This is a genomic window from Streptomyces sp. NPDC060049, assembly GCF_042736715.1.
In the GTDB taxonomy this organism is placed as follows: Bacteria; Actinomycetota; Actinomycetes; order Streptomycetales; family Streptomycetaceae; genus Streptomyces.
The window spans coordinates 33,320-54,628 of record NZ_JBHWVV010000018.1 but is presented as its reverse complement, the minus strand read 5'-3'; the positions used below and the strand labels follow the sequence as shown (position 1 = coordinate 54,628).

Below are 21,309 nucleotides of genomic sequence, written 5' to 3'. Positions count from 1 at the left end.
CGTGTTGAGCACCGGACGGGTGCGCGCTGCGCCATCATCGCCCCGACATGCTCGAGACATCGCAGGGTGAGCCGTCCCTACCCCCGCCGGCCACCGCCCCCGCCGAAGAGCCGAAAGGCTGCCTCTTCGCGCTCTCCCAGCCGCCCCTGATGATCTTCCTAGGTGTGATCGGCGGTCTGCTGCTGCTCGCCGCCGTGCACGACCTCTTCCTGCTCTGACCCCTGCTCCGACTTGCGCCGGGCCCGGTAGGCCGCCACGTGCAGCCGGTTCCCGCAGGTACGGCTGTCGCAGTAGCGCCGGGAGCGGTTGCGGGACAGGTCCACGAAAGCGCGCCGGCAGTCCGGGGCCTCGCAGCGGCGCAGCCGCTCCTGCTCGCCGGAGACCACGATGAACGCCAGCGCCATGCCGCCGTCGGCCGCCAGGTGGTCGCCCACCGAGGCGCCCGGCGCGAAGTAGTGCACGTGCCAGTCGTAGCCGTCGTGGTCGGTCAGCTGCGGAGTGGTGCCGGCCGTCGCGACCAGCTCGTTGATCAGTACGGCGGCCGCGCGGGAGCTGGGCGCCGCGAAGACCTGGGCGAACTTGCCGCGCACGGTCCGGACGCCCGCGAGGTCGCGGGCACTGAGCTCGCCGACGTCGCTGATCGCGTAGTCGTGGACGAAGGCGCGCAGCGCGTTCACGTCCGACAGCCCGTCGGGCTGCTCCGTCTCGGCCGAGGTGTTCACCAGCGCGACGACGACGTCGAGCGCGCGACGGGTGTCGTGGGGGATCTGCACGGGGTCTCCCTCATGGGCCGGGCCTGCGGTGACGGTCTGCTGCCGCCGCTGGTGGCCGACTCTAGCGGGTCGCCCCAAGCACACCGGCGCCGTCCGCGCGGGTGGCTCCCGCGTGAACAGCGCCGGCACTCGTCTATGTGGTTGTCCGCCGCACACCGTCGCCCCGAGTCGGACGGTGTCGAGCGGCTCCCGGCTTCAGCCGGGAGAGGGTTCCCTCTGTAGGCCTGGCTCAGGATTCGGCCAGGATGTGGGAGAGCTCCTTGTCGAGGTCGAAGTGCCGGTGCTCGGTTCCTGGTGGAACCGCGGCGTCCGTCCGCTTGAGGAACGACTCGAGTGCTCGGGCGGGTGCTTCGAGCAGTGCTTCTCCCTCCGGTGAGCTCAGGGCGATGCAGACGACGCCCTGACCGTGACTGCGGGACGGCCATACGCGGACGTCGCCGGTACCGGTGGGCCGGTGGAGGCCCTCGGCGAGGAGGTCGCGGGCGAATACCCATTCGACCGTCTCCTCGGCGCCGGTGTGGAAGGTGGCGTGCACGGCGTAGGGATCGGCCGTGTCATACCGCAGGCCCGCGGGAACAGGCAGTGAGGACTCGCTCGACACAACGAGGCGCAGGTGCAGCTCGCAGCTGACCGTGGTGTTCATAAGCGCCAGGGCCTTTCGCTCAGTGTGCGCTCGGGGATTCGCACGTCGGCGAAATCGACATGCCACCTACGGTGCCGTTGTAAACCCCTCTGACCGTTTTGCGGACCTCTGGGTCCCTCGAACGGCGGATCCAAACGTTCATTCGCGTGTGCTTCGACCTCGGGTAGATTCGTCACCATGAACACGGGGAGTGACCGCGAGACCAATGGGTCCGCAAACGAGTCCGCCGCCGCGGAAGAAGCGCCGCACGTCTCGAAGGCACCGGCCTTCATCAAGGCCCGCCGGGGGCTGCACCTGAGCTGGCAGGTCGGCGTCTTCGTCGTCGGCCTCGCCGTCATCGGCGCGGGCGTCGCCATGCTGGTCCTGCCCGGCCCGGGCTGGGTCGCGATCTTCGCCGGCCTGGCGATCTGGGCCACCGAATTCGCCTGGGCCCACCTCGTCCTGCGCTGGACAAAGCGCAAGGTCAGCGAGGCCGCGCAGAAGGCGCTGGACCCGAAGGTCCGCCGCCGCAACATCATCCTGACCAGCGTCGGCCTCGTCGTCGCGGGCGCCCTGATCGGCTTCTACCTGTGGAAGTACGGGATCGTCCTGCCCTGGAACATCAAGGACCAGTGAGCCCGGCCGCGGGTCGGCCGCCCGCGGCCGCTCATGGCGAAGAGCACCGCTGACATGGGGTAATGTTTGCGGTGCGTCCGGGCGATTAGCTCAGTGGGAGAGCACTTCGTTCACACCGAAGGGGTCACTGGTTCGAACCCAGTATCGCCCACCCGGACCAGAGGCCCGGAGACTTCACAGTCTCCGGGCCTCTCGGCGTTTCAGGGCCCAGGGCCCCACGGTCCGGGGCCGGGTGCCCGGGGGCGGCCGGCCTACGTCAGGCGGCCGATGGCGTCCCGCAGCCGCCGGGCGTCGCGCAGGCGCTTCTCGTACGTCGCCCCCACCGCGAGGAGCAGCACGCCGGCCAGCGCCGGCGGCAGCCAGCGGGGCAGCGCGTCCACCACCTGGACGACGTACGGGGTCAGCTCGTGCAGGGCCACCGCGGCCAGCGTCGCCCCGCCCAGCAGCAGCGGCGCCCGCAGCCGGCCCCGGGCGCCGGCCAGGGTCACCGCGAGCGCGCCCGCGCCCAGCAGCAGCGGCCGCGCCCAGTGCGGGTCGCCCCACACCGCGAGGGTGCTCGGCAGCAGGGTCGCCGCCAGCCCCGGCCCGTACGCGGTCCAGGAGGCGGCGCCAGGATCCCGGCGCCGCCGTACGAAGCCCACCGCCAGCGCCGCCGCCGTCACCGGGAGGGTGTAGGCCTCGGGCACGGTCACCCCGGAGGCCGCGAGCCGCACCCAGGTCGCGGCCAGGAACAGCACCCCGGCCGGCCACCCCGCCGCCGAGCGGCGTTCGGGCCGCACCGCCGCCCCCGCGCACACCACCCCGGCCAGCGCCAGGACCAACGCGAGCACCGGAGCGTCCCCGGTGGCCAGGGCCACCGCCAGGAGACCCGCGCCGGCCGCCGCGGCCTCCGCCGGAACCCGGACGGCCCCGAGCCGGGGCCCGAGGGCCGCCACCGCCGCCGGGACCGCCAGCACCGGCGGAGCCCACCACGCCACCGGCCGCTCCAGCAGGGCTCCCAGCGCCACCGACAGCAGCGCCGCGTACGCGACGGCGAGCGCCGCCGCCCCCGCGCGGGCCCAGGCCGGAGCGGGCCCGTACGCCGCCGCTGCCGCGCAGGCGGCCCCCAGCAGCCCGAACACCGCGAAGGTGGCCAGCCGGCCGTCCAGCGCCGCCACGGACACGCTCAGGGCCCCGCCCAGCGCGCACACGCCCGCCGCGATCCCGGGGCCGGCGCCGACCGCCGCCGAGCGCAGCGCGAGCGCGCCCGCCGCCAGCGTCACCGCGAGCTGGGCCGCGAACACCGCGCCCGCCGGCAGACCGAGCACCACCGGGCCCGCGAACAGCGCCGCCCAGGCCAGGGCCACCGCCGCGACCCCGGGCTCCCGGCGCCCCGGCAGGGCCCGGGCCAGCCACCACGCGGCCCCCGCCGTCAGCAGCAGGGCCACCACCGGCGCCGCCCCCGGGCCGTCCGGGGCCGCCGGCGCGGGCGTCGTCGCCGACCACACCTGCGCCAGCACCCGCAGCCGGCCCGCGAGCACCGTCACCACCCACGCCGACGCCGACACCGCCTCCAGCGCGGCCACCCCCGCGCCCGCCCAGGCGAGGCCGCGCCGGACGGCTGCCGGAAGCGCGGGCACCCGCAGGGCCCCGAGCAGGGCCAGCGCCACCACCAGGTACACCACCGCCGCCCAGGACGGCCGCAGCTCCCGCGTCACCGGGCCGCCCAGCGCGGCCACCGCCGCGAGACCGCCCGCCGCGGCGAACACCGCCCCCGGCCGGGCCGCGCGCCACGCCACCGCCACGCCCAGCGCGGCCGCCGCCGCCAGCAGCGCCGAAGAACCCAGCGCCGTGCCCGCCGACCCCGCCGCCATCGACTCCGCCAGGCCCGTCAGCAGCGCCGCCCCGCCCGCCACCGAGCCCGCGACGGCGGCCCAGGGGGACAGGCGCCCCGGCCGCAGCAGCGCGAGCGCCGCGTCCAGCGCCGCCGTCACCAGCAGCGCCCAGCCCAGGGTCGGCCCCGCCGCCCCGGCGGCCAGCGCCGCCAGGAGCAACGGGAACTGCGCCGTCAGCAGCGCCGCGGGCGACGGGATCCGCAGCCGCGCCAGCAGCCGCCCGTACCCGGCCCACAGCGCCGCCAGCACCGCGGCCGCCCCCGCCGCGTAGGACAGGCCGTCCACCTCCGGCATCCCGACGGCGTACAGCGCGTACGCGTCCAGCACCGTCAGCAGTAGACCGACCGCGGCCACCGCCTCGGCGGTCGAGCGCAGCCCCCGCCGCAGCAGCGGCGCGGGGGTGCCCAGCGCCGCCGCCGTCACCACGGCGAGTACCGCTCCGCGTCCGGCGATGCCCAGGGAGCCCCAGCTGACCAGCGTGAACGCCAGGGCGGCCACGGCCAGCAGTACCGCGCCGAGGGTGAGCAGCACGTTCTGCGCGCTCGGCGCAGAGGTCTCCGCGGCCCCCTCCGACCGGCCCGGACGGGCCGACTGGACCTGCGCACCCCAGGCGAAGGGGGCCTGGCCGCGCAGCAGCCACTCCCGGCGGCTCAGCAAGTAGTGGCGCCGGGCGTCGAGTTGGAACAGTTCGCGGTCGATGAGCGCGAGCTCCTCGGCCGGCGGCAGGGGTGTCTCCATGGCCGGATTGTGCCCCCAGGTGCGCCGTCGGGACATGGGCGGGGGTACTCATCTCGGGTCCGGTTCCGCCTGAGTACGGGTACGGCCCCCCGCCGCGCGCCACACTGGATCCATGGACCGAAGCAGCGGCAGTCCCGGCGGTCCGCGCGGTCCCCGCGCCGACGGCCCCCGCGAGCGCTGGACCCACTACCGCTTCCGCAGCGTGTGGGACCTCGACGCCCCGCCCGCCCGCGTCTTCGCGGCCCTCGGGCGCCCGGAGGCGTACCCCCTGTGGTGGCCCCAGATCCGCGCGGCCGCCGTGGACGGCGACGAGCGCGGCGGCGCCGCCCTGATCCGCTCGGCCCTCCCCCTCACCCTGCGCGTGAGCGCCGACGAACTCCTGCGGGACCCCGTGCGCGGGGTACTGGAGGTCGCCCTGCGCGGCGACCTGGAGGGGTGGGCGCGCTGGACCGTGCGGCCGCGGGCAGGCGGTTCGCGAGCCCTCTACGAGCAGGAGGTCGAGGTGCGCCGGCCCCTCATGCGCCGGCTGTCGCTCCCCGGGCGGCCGGTGTTCCGGCTCAACCACGCCCTGATGATGCGGGCCGGCCGGCGCGGACTCGCGGCGCATCTGGCGGCCGGGCCCGAAGCGGTTTGAACCAGCCCCGGGCCTCTTGTATTGTTCAGTCCGTTCCCGGGCGATTAGCTCAGCGGGAGAGCACTTCGTTCACACCGAAGGGGTCACTGGTTCGATCCCAGTATCGCCCACCGGGACAGGCCGGTCCGTCTGATGACGGACCGGCCTTCCGCATTCCCGGGGCGTGGCGCGACACGGTCGCGCCGCTCCGGCGAGCCGCCTACGCCGCCGCCGGCAGTTCCGGCCGCAGCGGCCAGTGCGGATCCACCGGCTCGGGCGTCCCCTGGCGCGCGAACCACGCCTGCAGGCCCCGCGCCTGGGCGGCGTGCCACACCTGCTGGAGGGTGTGCAGCTCCGCCGGCGTCAGCCGCTCGAGGCGCCCCGCGAAGCGGCGCCCCACCGCCCGTACGAGCTCCAGCGAGGCCAGCGCGTCCGCACCCGCGTCGTGCGCCGCCTCGAGGTCTATCCCGTAGTGCGCGCACAGGTCCGTCAGCGTCCGCCGCCCCTTGCGGTAGCGGTCCAGATGCTTGTCCAGCACCCGCGGATCCAGCACCGTGAGCGGCCGGTTGTCCAGGTACCGCGCCAGCGAAGACGCCCGGTGCCGGCGCAACTCCCGGTCCAGCAGCGTCAGATCGAACGGCGCGTTCATCACCACCACCGGCCGGCCCGCGACCTGCTGCTCCCCGAGCGCGCGGGCTATCTCCTCCACCACCGGCGCGGGCCAACGGCCGTTGCGCTGGAGGTGCTCATCGGTCAGTCCGTGCACTTCCGTGGCCCCCGGCGGCACCGGGATGCCGGGGTTGACCAGCCAGCGCGTCGTGCGGACCCGGCCGCCCGCGCACTCCTGCACGATGAGAGCGGCGGACACGATCCGGTCCCGCTCCACGTCCACCCCGGTCGTCTCCGTGTCGAATGCGGCCAGCGGGCCCTCGTACCAGCGTGTCATGGCGAACTCCTCGTCACCCGTCGGCAGATGGGGCGCACCCGGGCACCGCAGCCTCAGGACCCGCCACCCCCGCCCGCATCGGTGATACCCGGGCTCTTCGCCCCGTACGCCGTTTGCGGCGAGCCGGCTGCGGAGACAACTCCAGTGGGGGGCCGTACACATGACCGGCCGTCAACCCGCAACCCCGAAACGGCAGAGCCCGCAAGGCATGGGGGGCCGGCCATGGCGCTCGCGCAGCCCGAACCGGGCGGGGTGCTCGCGGGGCGGATGGATCCGCGGACCGGTCCGCGGATCGGACCGCTGCGCGGCACACTCGCCACCACCGCCTGCATGGAGACCCTCCAGGTGGGCTACCTGCACGCCGTCGCCGCCGCGGCCGGCTGCTCCCTCTCCCAACCCTTTCCGGACAACGGCATCGACTGGCACGTCAGCCACGGTGCCCCCGAGCACGTCGTCGACGACGAGGTGACCATCAAGGTGCAGCTGAAGGCGACCTACCAGGTGCCGCCGGAACCGGCGGGGCCCACCTTCGGCTTCACCCTCGACAACGAGCACCTGGTCAAGCTCGCCCGCACCCCGGTCGCCGTGCACAAGATCCTCGTCGTGATGCTCGTACCGCGTGAGCGCGAACAGTGGCTGAGCGCCGGACACGACCGTCTCGACCTGCGGCACTGCTGCTACTGGACCAATCTCGCCGGACAGCCCGTGACCGGCCGCCGCCGCACCACCGTCAGGATCCCGACCGCGCGGATCTTCGACGACCGGGCACTCTGCGAGATCATGACCCGGGTCGGGTCGGGAGGGACACCTTGATGAACCGGCAGTCACCGCACCTGGAACCGCTCCCGCCCCCGGAGTTCGCGGCCCCGGCCGTCGACCCCGCGCAGGTCGATCCGCTCGTGCTCGGGGCGCTGCTGCACCGGCACGGCTGGCTGCGCCGGGGCGGAGCCGCCGGCCGGTACGGGCGGTGGACGCCGCCCGCCCCCTACGCGGCGGGCGGGGGCACCAGCCTCCTCGTCCCCGAGAGCCGCGCCTTCCCCGACTGCGCCGACCTCCTCGAGGAGGCACTCACCGCGCTCTCGCGCAGCGCGCTGCCGTCGGCCCGCGAGGTGCTCTACGGGCTCAGCGTGCCGAGCGACGAGATCCGCTGGGACCGCGAGATCCCGGGAGGGGCCCACGGGCTCACGGGCGAGGCCGACTGGACGGTCCAGGAACAGCTGCGCTCGGCCGCCCGCCAGCTGCTCCTCGCCGGAGCGCTGGCCGACCGGGCGAGGGCGGGATACCACGGCGCCCGGCACCGGGGCCAGGCCGAACGGGCGCTGGAAGGGGTACTGGTCGGGCCGGCTCCGGGAGGGCGGCGGCTCACCGCCTACGTCCCCGTGGACGGCGGCCGCGGCACCATGACCCGGCTGCACCACGCGCTGCACGCCGCCCGCGAGGCCGTGGACTACCAGAGGGCCACCGGCGGAACGGAAGCCTTCGACGCGGCGGTCGCGGCCGGCGTCAGCCGGGAGCTGGCCGAGGCGCTCATCGCGCTGGTCCACGGCTCGGAAGGGGCCCGGGTCGCCCTCGCGTGGGCCCCGGCGGCCGGCGCCCCGCCGGGCTGCGCGGCCCGGCCGGAGCCGGTGGAGTTCTCGCCCGGCGACCTCCCGGTGCTCCGGGAGGCGGCCGCGCGCTACACGCGGGACGAGCCGGCCGTCCCGGTCAGGGTGGCGGGCGCGGTGGTCCGCATGCGGCGCTCCGCGTCCGGCGGCGGGGGCACGGTCCGGGTGCGGGTCTTCGCCGGGGCGGAGATCCCGTACGTCCGGGTCGCGCTCGACGAGGAGTCGTACCGCGTGGCGGGCCACGCGCACCTGGCGGGCCTGCCGATCCGGGTCAGCGGGCGGCTGCAGCGGCGGGGCGGGTTCCGTCGGCTCACCGACGTCACCGACGTGACGCCGGTGCCGCTGGACGAGGTCGAGCGGGACCGGCTGATGAAGTCGCTGGACGACGCCTTCGATCCCGCGGAGGTGCTGCCGTCGGACGACTAGGCCGTCTCTTTCGGATCTTGCAGGGCCCGCGGCTCGACGGCACGCGGGGGCTGGACACGCACCCGCGCGGCCCGCCGGCCCCGGGGCGGAACAACCGTTTAGCGGCGCGGCCCATTGGCTCGGTACGATTCAGGCGCGCGGTGTTCGCTTGCGCACCCCCTGAGTCAGGAGAGACCGGTGTCAGACGTCCGTGTGATCATCCAACGCGATTCCGAGCGGGACGAGCGCGTGGTGGCCACGGGCACTACGGCGGCGGAGCTCTTCGCCGGCGAGCGCACCATCGTCGCCGTGCGCATCGCGGGCGAGCTCAAGGACCTCAGCCGCGAGGTGCGGGACGGCGAGACCGTCGAGCCGGTGGAGATCTCCTCCCCGGACGGCCTGGACATCCTGCGCCACTCGACCGCGCACGTCATGGCGCAGGCCGTGCAGGAGCTCTTCCCCGAGGCCAAGCTGGGCATCGGCCCGCCGGTCCGGGACGGCTTCTACTACGACTTCGACGTGGCCAAGCCCTTCACCCCCGATGACCTCAAGGCCATCGAGAAGAAGATGCAGGAGATCCAGAAGCGCGGCCAGCGCTTCGCCCGCCGCGTCGTCACCGACGAGGAGGCCCGCGAGGAGCTCGCCGACGAGCCGTACAAGCTGGAGCTCATCGGCATCAAGGGGTCGGCCTCGTCCGACGACGGCGCGAACGTCGAGGTGGGCGGCGGCGAGCTGACCATCTACGACAACTTCGACGCGAAGACCGGCGACCTGTGCTGGAAGGACCTCTGCCGCGGTCCCCACCTGCCCACCACCCGCAACATCCCCGCGTTCAAGCTCATGCGCAACGCCGCCGCCTACTGGCGCGGCAGCGAGAAGAACCCGATGCTCCAGCGCATCTACGGCACCGCGTGGCCGTCGAAGGAGGAGCTGAAGGCCCACCTCGACTTCCTCGTGGAGGCCGAGAAGCGCGACCACCGCAAGCTCGGCACCGAGCTCGACCTGTTCTCCGTTCAGGACGAGATCGGCTCCGGCCTGGCCGTCTTCCACCCGCGCGGCGGCGTCATCCGCCGCACCATGGAGGACTACTCGCGCAAGCGGCACGAGGAAGAGGGCTACGAGTTCGTCTACACCCCGCACGCCACCAAGGGCACGCTCTTCGAGAAGAGCGGCCACCTGGACTGGTACGCGGAGGGCATGTACCCCCCCATGCAGCTCGACGGTGGCACCGACTACTACCTCAAGCCCATGAACTGCCCGATGCACAACCTGATCTTCGACGCGCGCGGCCGCTCCTACCGTGAACTGCCCCTGCGCCTCTTCGAGTTCGGCACCGTGTACCGGTACGAGAAGTCGGGCGTCGTGCACGGCCTGACGCGCTCGCGCGGTTTCACCCAGGACGACGCGCACATCTACTGCACCAAGGAGCAGATGGCGGAGGAGCTCGACCGCACCCTGACCTTCGTGCTGAACCTCCTCCGCGACTACGGTCTGACCGACTTCTACCTGGAGCTGTCGACCAAGGACCCGGAGAAGTTCGTCGGCTCGGACGAGATCTGGGAAGAGGCCACCGCGACCCTCCAGCAGGTCGCCGAGAAGCAGGGCCTCCCGCTGGTCCCGGACCCGGGCGGCGCCGCCTTCTACGGCCCGAAGATCTCGGTCCAGTGCCGCGACGCGATCGGCCGCACCTGGCAGATGTCGACCGTCCAGCTCGACTTCAACCTGCCCGAGCGCTTCAACCTGGAGTACACCGGCCCGGACGGTACCAAGCAGCGGCCGGTCATGATCCACCGTGCGCTCTTCGGTTCCATCGAGCGGTTCTTCGCGGTGCTGCTGGAGCACTACGCGGGCGTCATGCCGCCGTGGCTCGCCCCCGTCCAGGCGGTCGGCATCCCGATCGGCGACTCGCACGTCGAGTACCTGCAGGAGTTCGCCGCCGAGGCGAAGAAGAAGGGCCTGCGGGTCGAGGTGGACGCCTCGTCCGACCGGATGCAGAAGAAGATCCGCAACCAGCAGAAGCTGAAGGTCCCCTTCATGATCATCGTCGGTGACGAGGACATGGCCGCGGGCACCGTCTCCTTCCGCTACCGCGACGGTTCGCAGGAGAACGGCGTCCCGCGCGACCAGGCGCTGGCCAAGATCGCCGACGTCGTGGAGCGCCGCGTCCAGGTGTGACCCAGTACCCCGCACCCGTGCGGGAGGAGCCCCCGGGAACTCCGCTTCCCGGGGGCTCCTGCGCGTCCCGGCGCCGGAGGGCCGGCGGCCGCCGCAGCGGTCCCGCCGCTGGTCTTCGCCCCGGCGACACGCCGCGCGGGGGCAAGGTCATATGCTGCATCACATGACGATTGAGCCGGAGCAGCAGATCGGTGTGGGCACGCAGGACGCGTTCCAGCGTCTGTGGACGCCCCACCGGATGGCCTACATCCAGGGGGAGAACAAGCCGACCGGGCCGGAGGCCGGGGACGGCTGTCCCTTCTGCGGGATTCCGGACATGTCCGATCAGGACGGCCTGGTCGTGGCGCGGGGCAAGCACGTCTACGCCGTGCTGAACCTGTACCCGTACAACGGCGGCCACCTCATGGTCGTCCCGTACCGGCACGTCGCCGACTACACCGACCTGGACACCGCCGAGACCGCCGAGCTCGCGGACCTCACGAAGCGCGCGATGGTCGCGCTGCGCAAGGCGTCCGGTGCGCACGGGTTCAACATCGGCATGAACCAGGGCCAGGCCGCCGGCGCCGGCATCGCCGCGCACCTGCACCAGCACATCGTGCCCCGCTGGGGCGGGGACACGAACTTCATGCCGGTCGTGGGACACACCAAGGTGCTGCCCCAACTCCTCGCGGACACCCGTCAGATGCTCGCCGACGCCTGGCCGAACGACTAGACCGTCTCCTTCGGATCCTGCCGGGTCCGGGTCCGGGTGGGGGCGGGCGGCGGCGCCGCCCGCCCGACCGGTCAGGCGTCGTAGACGTCCGCCTTGCGCGGTGCGGCGTCCTGGATCAGGCCGCTGACGATCGACGAGCGGTTGGTGAAGCGGTCGGTGTCGACGCCGTTCTCGTCCAGGACCCGCATCGCGGCGGCGTGCACCGCCCGCAGGACCGGGGTCGCGGCCCGCATCGCGTCGTCCGCCATGAAGCGGTGGCGCCACGGCTGGCCGGCCCAGACGTGGCGGACGCCGAAGGGCTCGGGCAGGACGAGCTTGCCGCCGAGGAAGTCCAGGAGCGGCGGGTACCAGGTGAACGGGGCGCGCACGGAGAGGCGTACGACTTCGGCCGCGTCGACCAGGGGCAGCGGGCGCTCGACGGTCTCCCAGAAACGCACGGACTTCGGCACCTCGACCACCGGAGCCACCGACTTCGTGGTGAACAGGCCGTGCACCGGGCCGAGCGCGTGGCCGGTGACCTCCACGCGCAGGGTCTTGTAGAGCACGGTGACCGTGACCAGCATGGTGATGACGAGCTGGCCGTCCCAGAGCGGGTACTGGATGCCGAGGTAGTGCCGGTTGCCGGCGCTGAACTGCTGCTCGTTGCAGATCCGGGTGATCTCGTGCGACTTGATCAGGAAGGTGTCGACGTCCGCTCCGGTGGGGCGGGCCACTTCCTTGGCGCCCTCGCCGACCGGGGTGACGATCCAGTGCTGGATCGAGGCCGGAGGCAGACCGCCGGTGTGCAGGGGGCCGCGCTCCAGCTTGCGCAGCTGCGTGTCGATCGCGCGTACGACGTCCCAGCTGCGGAAGGGGTGGATCTCGTGCCCCTCGGTCTTGGGGACGAGCTCCTCGGCCATCTGCCAACTGCCCCAGCGGGTGCCCATGCCGAGTATGCCCTTGGGGCCGGCGTAGAAGACGGAGTTGCTGCGGTCCTCGGCGGTGAGCTTGGCGAGGGAGTGGCGCAGGTCCTCGCGGGCCTTCTCGTCGGGGTTGCCGGGGACGGCCTCGGGGATCTTGGCGGCCACGCCTCCGCCGCCGGCGAGGAGGCCGTCCCAGCGGGAGCGCAGGTCCCCGGCGGTGGCCTCGCAGAGCCGGCGGGCGAAGAACCAGCCGAGGGCCGGGGCGATGACCATGGCGCGGACGTACAGGCCGAAGACGCCGGTCACGGGGAGCCGGAACATCAGGACGGCGACCACGAGGCCGACGCCGACGAGGAGTGCGGTGCCCAGCCAGGAGGCGCGCTTGCCCTCGGAGGCGGCCAGGGCCCTGCGGGCCCAGAACAGGCCGAGCCACAGGAGCAGCCCCGGGAGGAACACGACCCCGCAGACGAGCATGATCCAGCGGAGCTTGCGGTCGCGCTCCTTGCGGATGCGGGAGGCGGCCAGGCAGTGCTCGACGACGGTCTGCGGGTCGGCGCCGAAGGACTGGATGAGGGGTTTGCGCGTGGACGGGATGGTGCGGGCCTCGACGGCGCGGCAGAAGGCCTCGCCGAGGTTGGGTTCGAAGAGGGAGATCTTGCCCGGTTTGACGGCGGACTCGTGGTACTCGTTGTTGGCGGCGAGTATGGAGGGCAGCTTGGTGTCCCGCCCGCCGTCCCGGTAGGCGGCGGAGGCGAGTGCGTTCGTCGCGGCGGTCTGGCCGCCGGATCCCTGGAGCGGGATCTGTGCCCCCGGCCTGAAGTCGAATCCGTCGTCCGCCACCGCTGCCCCCATCGCTGTGCGTCGTGCTCGTGTGCGGGTCCGCCCGCGAGGCCGCCCGCCGCGTGGGCGGTGTCACCGCTCCACCCGTCGTTCTGCCCGTTCCACCGCCCCGATGAGCTTATCGGCGGATTGCTCCCCATGGTCATGGGACTGCCAAATGCCGCCCATCGCAAGTGGGTTGGATGGGCGGCAGAAGTGACGTTATGTCAGCTTGCTCCCTTGTCCTGCTGTTCACGTAGTTTGTCCGCGAGCTGTGGCGGCATCGGCTCGTGGCGCGCGTACGTCCGGCTGAAGAGGCCCGTGCCGTGCGACACCGAGCGCAGCTCGACGGCGTACCGGCCGATCTCGATCTCGGGGATCTCGGCGAGGACGCGGGTGCGGCCGGAACCGGCCTGGTCGGTGCCGACGACACGGCCGCGGCGGCCGGCGAGGTCGCTCATGACGGGCCCGACGTATTCGTCGGGGACGAGGACGGCGAGCTCGGCGACCGGTTCGAGGAGGTGGATGGAGGCCTCGGCGGCGGCTTCGCGCAGGGCGAGGGCGCCGGCGGTCTGGAAGGCGGCGTCGGAGGAGTCCACCGAGTGGGCCTTGCCGTCCAGCAGGGTGATGCGTACGTCGACCAGCGGATATCCGGCTGCGAGCCCCCGGGCGGCCTGCGCGCGGACGCCCTTCTCGACGGACGGGATGAACTGGCGGGGGACCGCTCCGCCGACCACCCGGTCGACGAACTCGACGCCGCTGCCGGGCGCCAGTGGTTCGACCTCGATCTCGCAGATGGCGAACTGGCCGTGGCCGCCGGACTGTTTGACGTGCCGGCCGCGGCCGGCGGCCTTGGTGCCGAAGGTCTCGCGCAGGCTGACCTTGTGGGGGACGGGGTCGACCTGGACCCCGTAGCGGGTGCGCAGCCGTTCGAGGGCGAGGTCCTGATGGGCTTCGCCGAGGCACCACAGGACGAGCTGGCGGGTGTGCGGGTTCTGTTCGAGCCGCATGGTGGGGTCTTCGGCGACGAGCCGGGACAGGCCCTGCGAGAGCTTGTCCTCGTCGGCCTTGCTGTGGGCCTCGATGGCGAGCGGGAGCAGCGGGTCGGGCATGGACCAGGCCTCCATCAGGAGGGGCCGGTCCTTGCCGGAGAGGGTGTCGCCCGTCTCGGCGCGGGTGAGTTTGGCCACGCAGGCAAGGTCGCCCGCGATGCAGTGGGGGAGGGTGCGCTGCTGCTTGCCGAAGGGGGAGGTCAGGGCGCCGATGCGCTCGTCCACGTCGTGGTCCTCGTGTCCGCGGTCCGCCAGCCCGTGTCCGCTGACGTGGACCGTCTCGTCGGGGTGCAGGGTGCCGGAGAAGACGCGGACGAGGGAGACGCGGCCGACGTAGGGGTCGGAGGAGGTTTTGACGACCTCGGCCACGAGGGGCCCGTCGGGGTCGCAGGTGACCGCCGGGCGGGCGGCGCCGTCCGGGGCGGTGACGGCGACCGGGCCGCGCTCCAGGGGGGTGGGGAAGCCGCCGGTGACCAGTTCGAGGAGTTCCACGGTGCCGAGCCCCTTGCGGGCGCCGTCGGCGGCGGGGGCGGCCATCAGGACGGGGTGGAAGGTGCCGCGGGCTACGGCCCGCTCCAGGTCGTCGACGAGGGTCTTCAGATCGATGTCCTCGCCGCCGAGGTAGCGGTCCATGAGGGTCTCGTCCTCGCTCTCGGCGATGATCCCCTCGATCAGGCGGGCGCGGGCGTCGGCGATGAGCGCGAGCTCGGCGGGGTCCGGATCGCGTTCGACGCGGTCGCCGGAGGAGTAGTCGTAGACGCGCTGGGAGAGCAGGCCGAGCAGGCCGGCGACCGGGGCGTGGCCGTCGGGTCCGGTGGGGCCGTGGAGGGGGAGGTAGAGCGGGCGGACGGCGTCGGGGTCCTGCGCGCCGAAGGCGTCGCCGCAGACGGCCGTCATCTGGTCGTAGTCGGCGCGGGCGGCTTCCAGGTGGGTGACGACGATGGCGCGCGGCATGCCGACGGCGGCGCATTCGTCCCAGACCATGCGGGTGGCGCCGGACATTCCGTCGCCGTCCTCCGCGGCCGAGACGACGAAGAGGGCCGCGTCGGCGGCGCGCAGTCCCGCCCGGAGCTCTCCGACGAAATCGGCGTATCCGGGGGTGTCCAAGATGTTGATCTTGATTCCCGCCCACTCGACGGGGACCAGGGAGAGCTGGATCGAGCGCTGGCGCCGGTGCTCGATCTCGTCGTAGTCGGAGACCGTGGCGCCGTCCTCGACGCGGCCGGCCCGGTTGACCGCGCCGGCGGTCAGGGCCAGGGCCTCGACCAGGGTGGTTTTGCCGGATCCGCTGTGGCCGACCAGCACGACGTTCCTTACGGAGCTGGGGCGGTCGGCCGTCAGTGCCCTGCCGGCGGCCCCGGCTTGGTGTGATGTGGCTCCCATGGTGCTCGTGCCTCCCGGTTGGAGGGGAAATGGGGCTCTTCGAGCTTTGCACTGCCCTCACACCGCGTCCATACGTCGTACGGGAGCCGGTCCGCGACGGGCGCCGATGGCCGAAGAACGGCTCACGCGGTGTGAACCGGTGGGTGCGCGGCGCTGAGGGGGCGAGGTGCTGGCTACGATGGGCCAGCCGGTGGCCGCAGTGGCCACGGGGCCCAGCGACCCTCCGGGAAGGCCATGCTGAACAAGTACGCGCGTGCATTCTTCACGCGTGTTCTCACGCCATTCGCCGCTCTTCTGCTCCGGATGGGAGTGAGTCCCGACGCGGTCACCCTCATCGGCACGGCCGGAGTGGTGGCGGGAGCACTGGTCTTCTTCCCCATGGGCGAGTTCTTCTGGGGCACGATCACCATCACGCTCTTCGTCTTCTCCGACCTGGTGGACGGGAACATGGCCCGCCAGGCCGGCGTCTCCAGCAGGTGGGGCGCGTTCCTCGACTCCACGCTCGACCGGGTCGCGGACGCGGCGATCTTCGGCGGCCTCGCGCTCTGGTACGCGGGCTCCGGGAACGACAACGCCCTGTGCGCGGTCGCGATCTTCTGCCTGGCCAGCGGCCAGGTGGTCTCGTACACCAAGGCGCGCGGCGAGTCGATCGGACTGCCGGTGGCCGTGAACGGGCTCATCGAACGCGCCGAACGGCTGGTGATCACGCTCGTCGCCGCCGGCCTGTCCGGGCTGGAGACCTTCGGGGTGCCCTCGTGGATCGGGCTGCTGCTGCCGGTCGCGCTGTGGGTCGTCGCGGCGGGCTCGCTCGTGACGCTGATCCAGCGCGTGGTGACCGTACGGCGCGAGTCGGCCGAGGCCGACGCGGCAGCCGCGGCCGACGCCCCTTCCGGAAGCGGCACGGTCTGATGGGCACGGCGCAGGACAAGGTGGTCGACGGGCTGTACGGGCTCGGCTGGGCCGGGGTCAAGAAGCTGCCCGAGCCGGCCGCCGCGGCCCTCGGCCGGCGGATCGCGGACTTCGCCTGGAAGCGGCGCGGCAAGAGCGTGCTGCGCCTGGAGTCCAATCTGGCCCGGGTGGTGCCGGACGCGGGTCCGGAGCGGCTGCGCGAGCTGTCGCACGCGGGCATGCGCTCGTACATGCGGTACTGGATGGAGTCCTTCCGGCTGCCGACGATGGCCAAGGAGCGGTTCGGCACCGACGTGAAGATGAAGGACGACCACATCCTGCGCGAGGCACTGGCCTCCGGGCGCGGAGTCGTGGTCGCCCTGCCGCACCTGGCCAACTGGGACCTCGCGGGCGCCTGGGCCGTCACCCACATCGGCGTCCCCTTCACCACCGTCGCCGAGCGGCTGAAGCCCGAGACCCTCTACGACCGCTTCGTCGCCTACCGCGAGAGCCTCGGCATGGAGGTGCTCCCGCACAACGGCGGCGCCGCCTTCGGCACGCTCGCGCGCCGGCTGCGCTCGGGCGGCCTGGTCTGCCTGGTCGCCGACCGCGACCTGTCGGCGTCCGGTGTGGAAGTGGACTTCTTCGGTTCCGCGGCCCGCATGCCGGCCGGCCCGGCGCTGCTGGCGCAGCAGACGGGCGCGGTGCTGCTGCCGGCCACGCTCTACTACGGGGACGCTCCGAAGATGTACGGCCGGATCCACGCCCCCGTGGAGGTGCCCGGGACCGGCACCCGGCAGGAGAAGACCTCCGCCATGACGCAGGCGCTCGCCGACGCCTTCGCGCAGGGCATCGCCGAACACCCGCAGGACTGGCACATGCTCCAGCGGCTGTGGCTCGAAGACCTGGAGGAGCGCTCCGCGTGAAGATCGGCATCGTGTGCCCCTACTCGTGGGACGTACCGGGCGGCGTCCAGTTCCACATCCGCGACCTCGCGGAACACCTCATCCGCCTCGGCCACCAGGTGTCGGTGCTGGCCCCGGCGGACGACGAGACCCCGCTGCCCCCGTACGTGGTCTCGGCGGGGCGGGCGGTGCCGGTGCCGTACAACGGGTCGGTCGCCCGGCTGAACTTCGGCTTCCTGTCGGCGGCCCGGGTACGGCGCTGGCTGAACGACGGGGTCTTCGACGTGGTCCACATCCACGAGCCGACCGCGCCGTCCCTGGGCCTGTTGACCTGCTGGGCGGCACAGGGGCCGATCGTGGCCACCTTCCACACCTCCAACCCGCGCTCCCGGGCGATGCTGGCGGCGTACCCGATCCTCCAGCCGGCGCTGGAGAAGATCAGCGCGCGGATCGCCGTCAGCGAGTACGCGCGGCGCACGCTCGTGGAGCACCTCGGCGGGGACGCGGTCGTCATCCCCAACGGTGTGGACGTCGACTTCTTCGCCAAGGCCGACCCGGATCCGTCCTGGTCGGGCCAGACCCTCGGCTTCATCGGCCGCATCGACGAACCGCGCAAGGGCCTGCCCGTCCTCATGGCCGCCTTCCCCCGCATCGTGGAGGAGTGCCCGGACGTACGCCTCCTCGTGGCGGGCCGGGGCGACGAGCAGGAGGCGGTCGCCTCCCTGCCGCCCGAGCTCCGCTCGCGCGTCGAGTTCCTGGGCATGGTCTCGGACGAGGACAAGGCGCGGCTGCTGCGCAGCGTCGACGTGTACGTGGCCCCCAACACCGGCGGTGAGAGCTTCGGCATCATCCTCGTCGAGGCCCTGTCGGCCGGAGCCGCCGTCCTCGCCGCGGACCTGGACGCCTTCGCGCAGGTCCTGGACCAGGGCGGCGCCGGCGAGCTCTTCTCGAACGAGGACCCCGCGTCCCTGGCGCGCTCGGCGATCGCCCTCCTGCGCGATCCGGTCCGGCGCGCGGAGCTGAGCGCGCGCGGCTCGGCACACGTACGGCGCTTCGACTGGTCGACGGTCGGCGCGGACATCCTCGCGGTCTACGAAACGGTGACGGACGGCGCGGCCGCGGTCGCCCCGGACGAACGGGTCCCGCTCCGCACCCGCCTGGGCCTGACCCGCGACGCGTAGGCCCGCCCCGGCCCCGGCGGGGCCGCGACGGGGGAGGGGGCGCGGTGAAAGGTAGAGTCGCCGCCCGTGATCGAAACCCTTGTCTGGATTGCCCTCGCGCTCGGCCTCGTCGGGGTCTACCTCAGCTGGACGGCCGGCCGCCTCGACCGGCTGCACTCGCGGATGGACGCCGCCCGCGCCGCGCTCGACGCGCAGCTGGTGCGCCGCGCCTCCGTGGTGATCGAGGTCGCGGCCTCCGGGGTGCTGGACCCCGCCTCCGCCATCGTCCTCTACGAGGCCGCGCACGCCGCCCGCCAGGCCGAGGAGGAGCACCGCGAGGTCGCCGAGAGCGAGCTCAGCCAGGCGCTGCGCGCGGTGTTCGCCGACGCCGGGCAGGTCGACGCCCTGAAGGCCGCCCCGGGCGGTGCGGAGGCCACCGAGGAGCTCGCGGCGGCGGTGCGGCGGGTGCCCATGGCCCGGCGGTTCCTCAACGACGCCGTACGGGCGGCCCGCGCCCTGCGCCGGCACCGCAAGGTCCGCTGGTTCCGGCTGGCGGGCCACGCGCCCTTCCCGCTGGCCTTCGAGATGGACGACGAGCCACCGGTGGATCTGGCGGAACGTCCGTAACTTGTACCCAATGGCCAAATCGCGAGGAGCCACCGGCTGCACATTGGCCCTTGCAGTGGACTGGTCGAGAGGGTTTCCTCGGTCGAGTACCACCAGACCACCAGTACCACCTGAATCTTCCTTTCGAGTGAGGTCAACCCGTGAGCACGCTTCCCTCCACCCCGCAGTCCGCTGAGTCCGCGATCGGCACCTCCCGCGTCAAGCGCGGCATGGCCGAGCAGCTCAAGGGCGGCGTGATCATGGATGTGGTCAACGCCGAGCAGGCGAAGATCGCCGAGGACGCCGGCGCCGTGGCCGTCATGGCCCTCGAGCGGGTCCCCGCCGACATCCGCAAGGACGGCGGCGTCGCCCGGATGTCCGACCCCAACATGATCGAAGAGATCATCGAGGCCGTTTCGATCCCGGTCATGGCGAAGTCGCGCATCGGCCACTTCGTCGAGGCCCAGGTCCTCCAGTCCCTCGGCGTCGACTACATCGACGAGTCCGAGGTCCTGACCCCGGCCGACGAGGTCAACCACTCCGACAAGTGGGCGTTCACCACCCCCTTCGTCTGTGGCGCCACCAACCTGGGCGAGGCCCTGCGCCGCATCGCCGAGGGCGCGGCCATGATCCGCTCGAAGGGCGAGGCCGGCACCGGCAACGTGGTCGAGGCCGTCCGCCACCTGCGCCAGATCAAGAACGAGATCGCCCGCCTGCGCGGCTACGACAACAACGAGCTGTTCGCCGCCGCCAAGGAGCTGCGCGCGCCGTACGAGCTGGTCAAGGAAGTCGCCGAGCTCGGCAAGCTCCCGGTCGTCCTCTTCTCCGCCGGTGGCGTCGCCACCCCGGCCGATGCCGCGCTCATGCGCCAGCTCGGCGCCGAGGGCGTCTTCGTCGGCTCCGGCATCTTCAAGTCGGGCGACCCGGCCAAGCGCGCCGCCGCCATCGTGAAGGCCACCACCTTCTACGACGACCCGAAGATCATCGCGGACGCCTCCCGCAACCTGGGCGAGGCCATGGTCGGCATCAACTGCGACACCCTCCCCGAGTCCGAGCGCTACGCCAACCGCGGCTGGTAGTCACTCATGACCACCCCCGTTATCGGTGTCCTGGCCCTCCAGGGCGATGTACGGGAACACCTGATCGCCCTGGCCTCGGCGGACGCCGTGGCCAGGCCGGTCCGGCGTCCCGAGGAGCTCGCCGAGGTCGACGCCCTCGTGATCCCCGGCGGCGAGTCCACGACCATGTCGAAGCTCGCCGTGCTGTTCGGCATGCTGGAGCCGCTGCGCGAGCGCGTGCGGGCCGGGATGCCGGTCTACGGCACCTGCGCCGGCATGATCATGCTCGCGGACAAGCTCCTGGACGGCCGTGAGGACCAGGAGACCCTGGGCGGCATCGACATGATCGTGCGCCGCAACGCCTTCGGCCGGCAGAACGAGTCCTTCGAGGCGCAGGTCGACTTCGCCGGCATAGAGGGCGGCCCCGTCGAGGGCGTCTTCATCCGCGCCCCCTGGGTCGAGTCCGTCGGCGGCGCCGCCGAAGTGCTCGCCACGTACGACGGGCACACCGTCGCCGTGCGGCAGGGCAACGTGCTCGCCACCTCGTTCCACCCCGAGCTGACCGGGGACGACCGGGTCCACGCGTACTTCGTCGACATGGTGCGCGCGGGGCTGTGAGCGCGTCCCGGTAGGATCTGAGGCGAACACTGTTGGTGACGCGAAGGAGACAGGCAGATGTCCGGCCACTCTAAATGGGCTACGACGAAGCACAAGAAGGCCGTGGTTGACGCCAAGCGCGGCAAGCTCTTCGCGAAGCTGATCAAGAACATCGAGGTCGCGGCCCGTATGGGCGGCGCCGACATCGATGGCAACCCGACGCTCTTCGACGCCATCCAGAAGGCCAAGAAGAGCTCGGTCCCGAACAAGAACATCGACTCCGCGGTCAAGCGCGGCGGCGGCCTCGAGGCCGGCGGCGCCGACTACGAGACGATCATGTACGAGGGCTACGGGCCCAACGGCGTCGCGGTGCTCATCGAGTGCCTCACCGACAACCGCAACCGAGCCGCGTCCGACGTGCGGGTCGCCATGACCCGCAACGGCGGCTCGATGGCCGACCCCGGCTCGGTCTCGTACCTGTTCAACCGCAAGGGCGTCGTGCTCCTGCCCAAGGGCGAGCTCTCCGAGGACGACGTCCTGGAGACCGTGCTCGAGGCGGGCGCCGAAGAGGTCAACGACCTCGGGGACAGCTTCGAGATCATCAGCGAGGCCACCGACATGGTCGCGGTCCGCACCGCGCTCCAGGAGGCGGGCATCGACTACGACTCGGCCGACTCCAACTTCCTGCCGACCATGCAGGTCGAGCTGGACGAAGAGGGCGCGCGCAAGATCTTCAAGCTGATCGACGCGCTCGAGGACAGCGACGACGTGCAGAACGTCTTCGCCAACTTCGACGTCTCGGACGAGGTCATGGAGAAGGTCGACGCCTGAGCGGCGTCCA

The 21,309-nt window shown here is 72.6% G+C and carries 20 protein-coding genes and 2 tRNA genes; 16 read left to right on the top strand and 6 right to left on the bottom strand.

What is annotated here, in order from left to right; translation table 11 throughout:
• Window positions 1-47 precede the first annotated feature (47 nt).
• Complete coding sequence (locus ACFWBY_RS28925; RefSeq protein WP_385342749.1) at window positions 48-218, top strand: hypothetical protein; 171 nt, start codon at window positions 48-50, stop codon at window positions 216-218.
• On the opposite strand, the gene ACFWBY_RS28920 is transcribed toward ACFWBY_RS28925, so the two are convergent.
• Both ACFWBY_RS28920 and ACFWBY_RS28915 read right to left on the bottom strand, forming a co-directional pair.
• Window positions 159-773 (bottom strand): CGNR zinc finger domain-containing protein, encoded by a 615-nt coding sequence (locus ACFWBY_RS28920; protein WP_385342751.1) that lies wholly within the window; start codon window positions 771-773, stop codon window positions 159-161. The genes ACFWBY_RS28925 and ACFWBY_RS28920 overlap by 60 nt on opposite strands.
• Before the next feature lie 229 nt (window positions 774-1,002).
• Window positions 1,003-1,416: an SsgA family sporulation/cell division regulator gene (locus ACFWBY_RS28915; RefSeq protein ID WP_030011909.1), complete on the bottom strand. Its 414-nt coding sequence runs from the start codon at window positions 1,414-1,416 to the stop codon at window positions 1,003-1,005.
• Between the two features lie 177 nt (window positions 1,417-1,593).
• On the opposite strand from ACFWBY_RS28915, the gene ACFWBY_RS28910 reads away from it, so the two are divergent.
• Entirely contained in the window at window positions 1,594-2,031 is a 438-nt protein-coding gene (locus ACFWBY_RS28910) for a TIGR02611 family protein (RefSeq protein ID WP_385342753.1), read from the top strand.
• Window positions 2,032-2,110: 79 nt separating this feature from the next.
• Window positions 2,111-2,182: transfer RNA gene (locus ACFWBY_RS28905), tRNA-Val, on the top strand.
• Between the two features lie 100 nt (window positions 2,183-2,282).
• Here the strand turns inward: ACFWBY_RS28905 and ACFWBY_RS28900 are convergent.
• Window positions 2,283-4,643 carry an SCO7613 C-terminal domain-containing membrane protein gene (locus ACFWBY_RS28900; RefSeq protein ID WP_385409722.1) on the bottom strand — a complete coding sequence of 787 codons (2,361 nt, stop codon included), beginning with the start codon at window positions 4,641-4,643 and terminating at the stop codon, window positions 2,283-2,285.
• Between the two features lie 112 nt (window positions 4,644-4,755).
• On the opposite strand from ACFWBY_RS28900, the gene ACFWBY_RS28895 reads away from it, so the two are divergent.
• Entirely contained in the window at window positions 4,756-5,277 is a 522-nt protein-coding gene (locus ACFWBY_RS28895; protein ID WP_385340000.1) for an SRPBCC family protein, read from the top strand.
• Between the two features lie 38 nt (window positions 5,278-5,315).
• Window positions 5,316-5,387, top strand: a tRNA-Val gene (locus ACFWBY_RS28890).
• Window positions 5,388-5,476: 89 nt separating this feature from the next.
• On the opposite strand, the gene ACFWBY_RS28885 is transcribed toward ACFWBY_RS28890, so the two are convergent.
• Complete coding sequence (locus ACFWBY_RS28885) at window positions 5,477-6,202, bottom strand: 3'-5' exonuclease (RefSeq protein ID WP_385339998.1); 726 nt, start codon at window positions 6,200-6,202, stop codon at window positions 5,477-5,479.
• A 222-nt stretch (window positions 6,203-6,424) separates the two neighbouring features.
• On the opposite strand from ACFWBY_RS28885, the gene ACFWBY_RS28880 reads away from it, so the two are divergent.
• From ACFWBY_RS28880 to ACFWBY_RS28865, 4 genes are all read left to right on the top strand, one after another.
• Window positions 6,425-7,015: a DUF4365 domain-containing protein gene (locus tag ACFWBY_RS28880; RefSeq protein ID WP_385339996.1), complete on the top strand. Its 591-nt coding sequence runs from the start codon at window positions 6,425-6,427 to the stop codon at window positions 7,013-7,015.
• Window positions 7,015-8,232, top strand: a complete 1,218-nt coding sequence (locus ACFWBY_RS28875) for a hypothetical protein (protein ID WP_385339994.1) — start codon at window positions 7,015-7,017, stop codon at window positions 8,230-8,232. Before ACFWBY_RS28880 ends, ACFWBY_RS28875 begins: the two co-directional genes overlap by 1 nt.
• Before the next feature lie 177 nt (window positions 8,233-8,409).
• Complete coding sequence (gene thrS, locus ACFWBY_RS28870; RefSeq protein WP_385339992.1) at window positions 8,410-10,386, top strand: threonine--tRNA ligase; 1,977 nt, start codon at window positions 8,410-8,412, stop codon at window positions 10,384-10,386.
• A 151-nt stretch (window positions 10,387-10,537) separates the two neighbouring features.
• Window positions 10,538-11,098, top strand: coding sequence for an HIT family protein (locus tag ACFWBY_RS28865; RefSeq protein ID WP_385339990.1), 561 nt, complete (start codon window positions 10,538-10,540; stop codon window positions 11,096-11,098).
• A gap of 71 nt (window positions 11,099-11,169) precedes the next feature.
• Here the strand turns inward: ACFWBY_RS28865 and ACFWBY_RS28860 are convergent, their stop codons facing one another.
• Both ACFWBY_RS28860 and ACFWBY_RS28855 read right to left on the bottom strand, forming a co-directional pair.
• Entirely contained in the window at window positions 11,170-12,840 is a 1,671-nt protein-coding gene (locus ACFWBY_RS28860) for a hypothetical protein (RefSeq protein WP_385339988.1), read from the bottom strand.
• A gap of 206 nt (window positions 12,841-13,046) precedes the next feature.
• Entirely contained in the window at window positions 13,047-15,254 is a 2,208-nt protein-coding gene (locus ACFWBY_RS28855) for an elongation factor G-like protein EF-G2 (RefSeq protein WP_385339986.1), read from the bottom strand.
• Between the two features lie 234 nt (window positions 15,255-15,488).
• Between ACFWBY_RS28855 and pgsA the strand changes: the two genes are divergently transcribed.
• The 7 genes from pgsA (at window position 15,489) to ACFWBY_RS28820 (ending at window position 21,299) form a co-directional block, all read left to right on the top strand.
• Window positions 15,489-16,163, top strand: a complete 675-nt coding sequence (gene pgsA / locus ACFWBY_RS28850; protein WP_385339984.1) for a phosphatidylinositol phosphate synthase — start codon at window positions 15,489-15,491, stop codon at window positions 16,161-16,163.
• The gene (locus ACFWBY_RS28845; RefSeq protein ID WP_385339982.1) at window positions 16,163-17,068 is read left to right on the top strand and encodes a phosphatidylinositol mannoside acyltransferase; all 906 of its coding nucleotides are present in this window, start codon (window positions 16,163-16,165) and stop codon (window positions 17,066-17,068) included. Before pgsA ends, ACFWBY_RS28845 begins: the two co-directional genes overlap by 1 nt.
• Window positions 17,065-18,228: a glycosyltransferase family 4 protein gene (locus ACFWBY_RS28840; RefSeq protein ID WP_385339980.1), complete on the top strand. Its 1,164-nt coding sequence runs from the start codon at window positions 17,065-17,067 to the stop codon at window positions 18,226-18,228. The genes ACFWBY_RS28845 and ACFWBY_RS28840 overlap by 4 nt, the downstream gene beginning before the upstream one ends.
• 66 nt (window positions 18,229-18,294) lie before the next feature.
• Window positions 18,295-18,834, top strand: a complete 540-nt coding sequence (locus ACFWBY_RS28835; protein WP_385339978.1) for a hypothetical protein — start codon at window positions 18,295-18,297, stop codon at window positions 18,832-18,834.
• A gap of 140 nt (window positions 18,835-18,974) precedes the next feature.
• Window positions 18,975-19,892 carry a pyridoxal 5'-phosphate synthase lyase subunit PdxS gene (gene pdxS / locus ACFWBY_RS28830; RefSeq protein ID WP_030294529.1) on the top strand — a complete coding sequence of 306 codons (918 nt, stop codon included), beginning with the start codon at window positions 18,975-18,977 and terminating at the stop codon, window positions 19,890-19,892.
• 6 nt (window positions 19,893-19,898) lie between these two features.
• Window positions 19,899-20,489 carry a pyridoxal 5'-phosphate synthase glutaminase subunit PdxT gene (pdxT, locus tag ACFWBY_RS28825; protein WP_250744713.1) on the top strand — a complete coding sequence of 197 codons (591 nt, stop codon included), beginning with the start codon at window positions 19,899-19,901 and terminating at the stop codon, window positions 20,487-20,489.
• 57 nt (window positions 20,490-20,546) lie between these two features.
• A complete protein-coding gene (locus tag ACFWBY_RS28820; RefSeq protein WP_385008865.1) occupies window positions 20,547-21,299 on the top strand; it encodes a YebC/PmpR family DNA-binding transcriptional regulator in 753 nt (250 codons plus the stop codon).
• The last annotated feature ends 10 nt before the right edge of the window (window positions 21,300-21,309 follow it).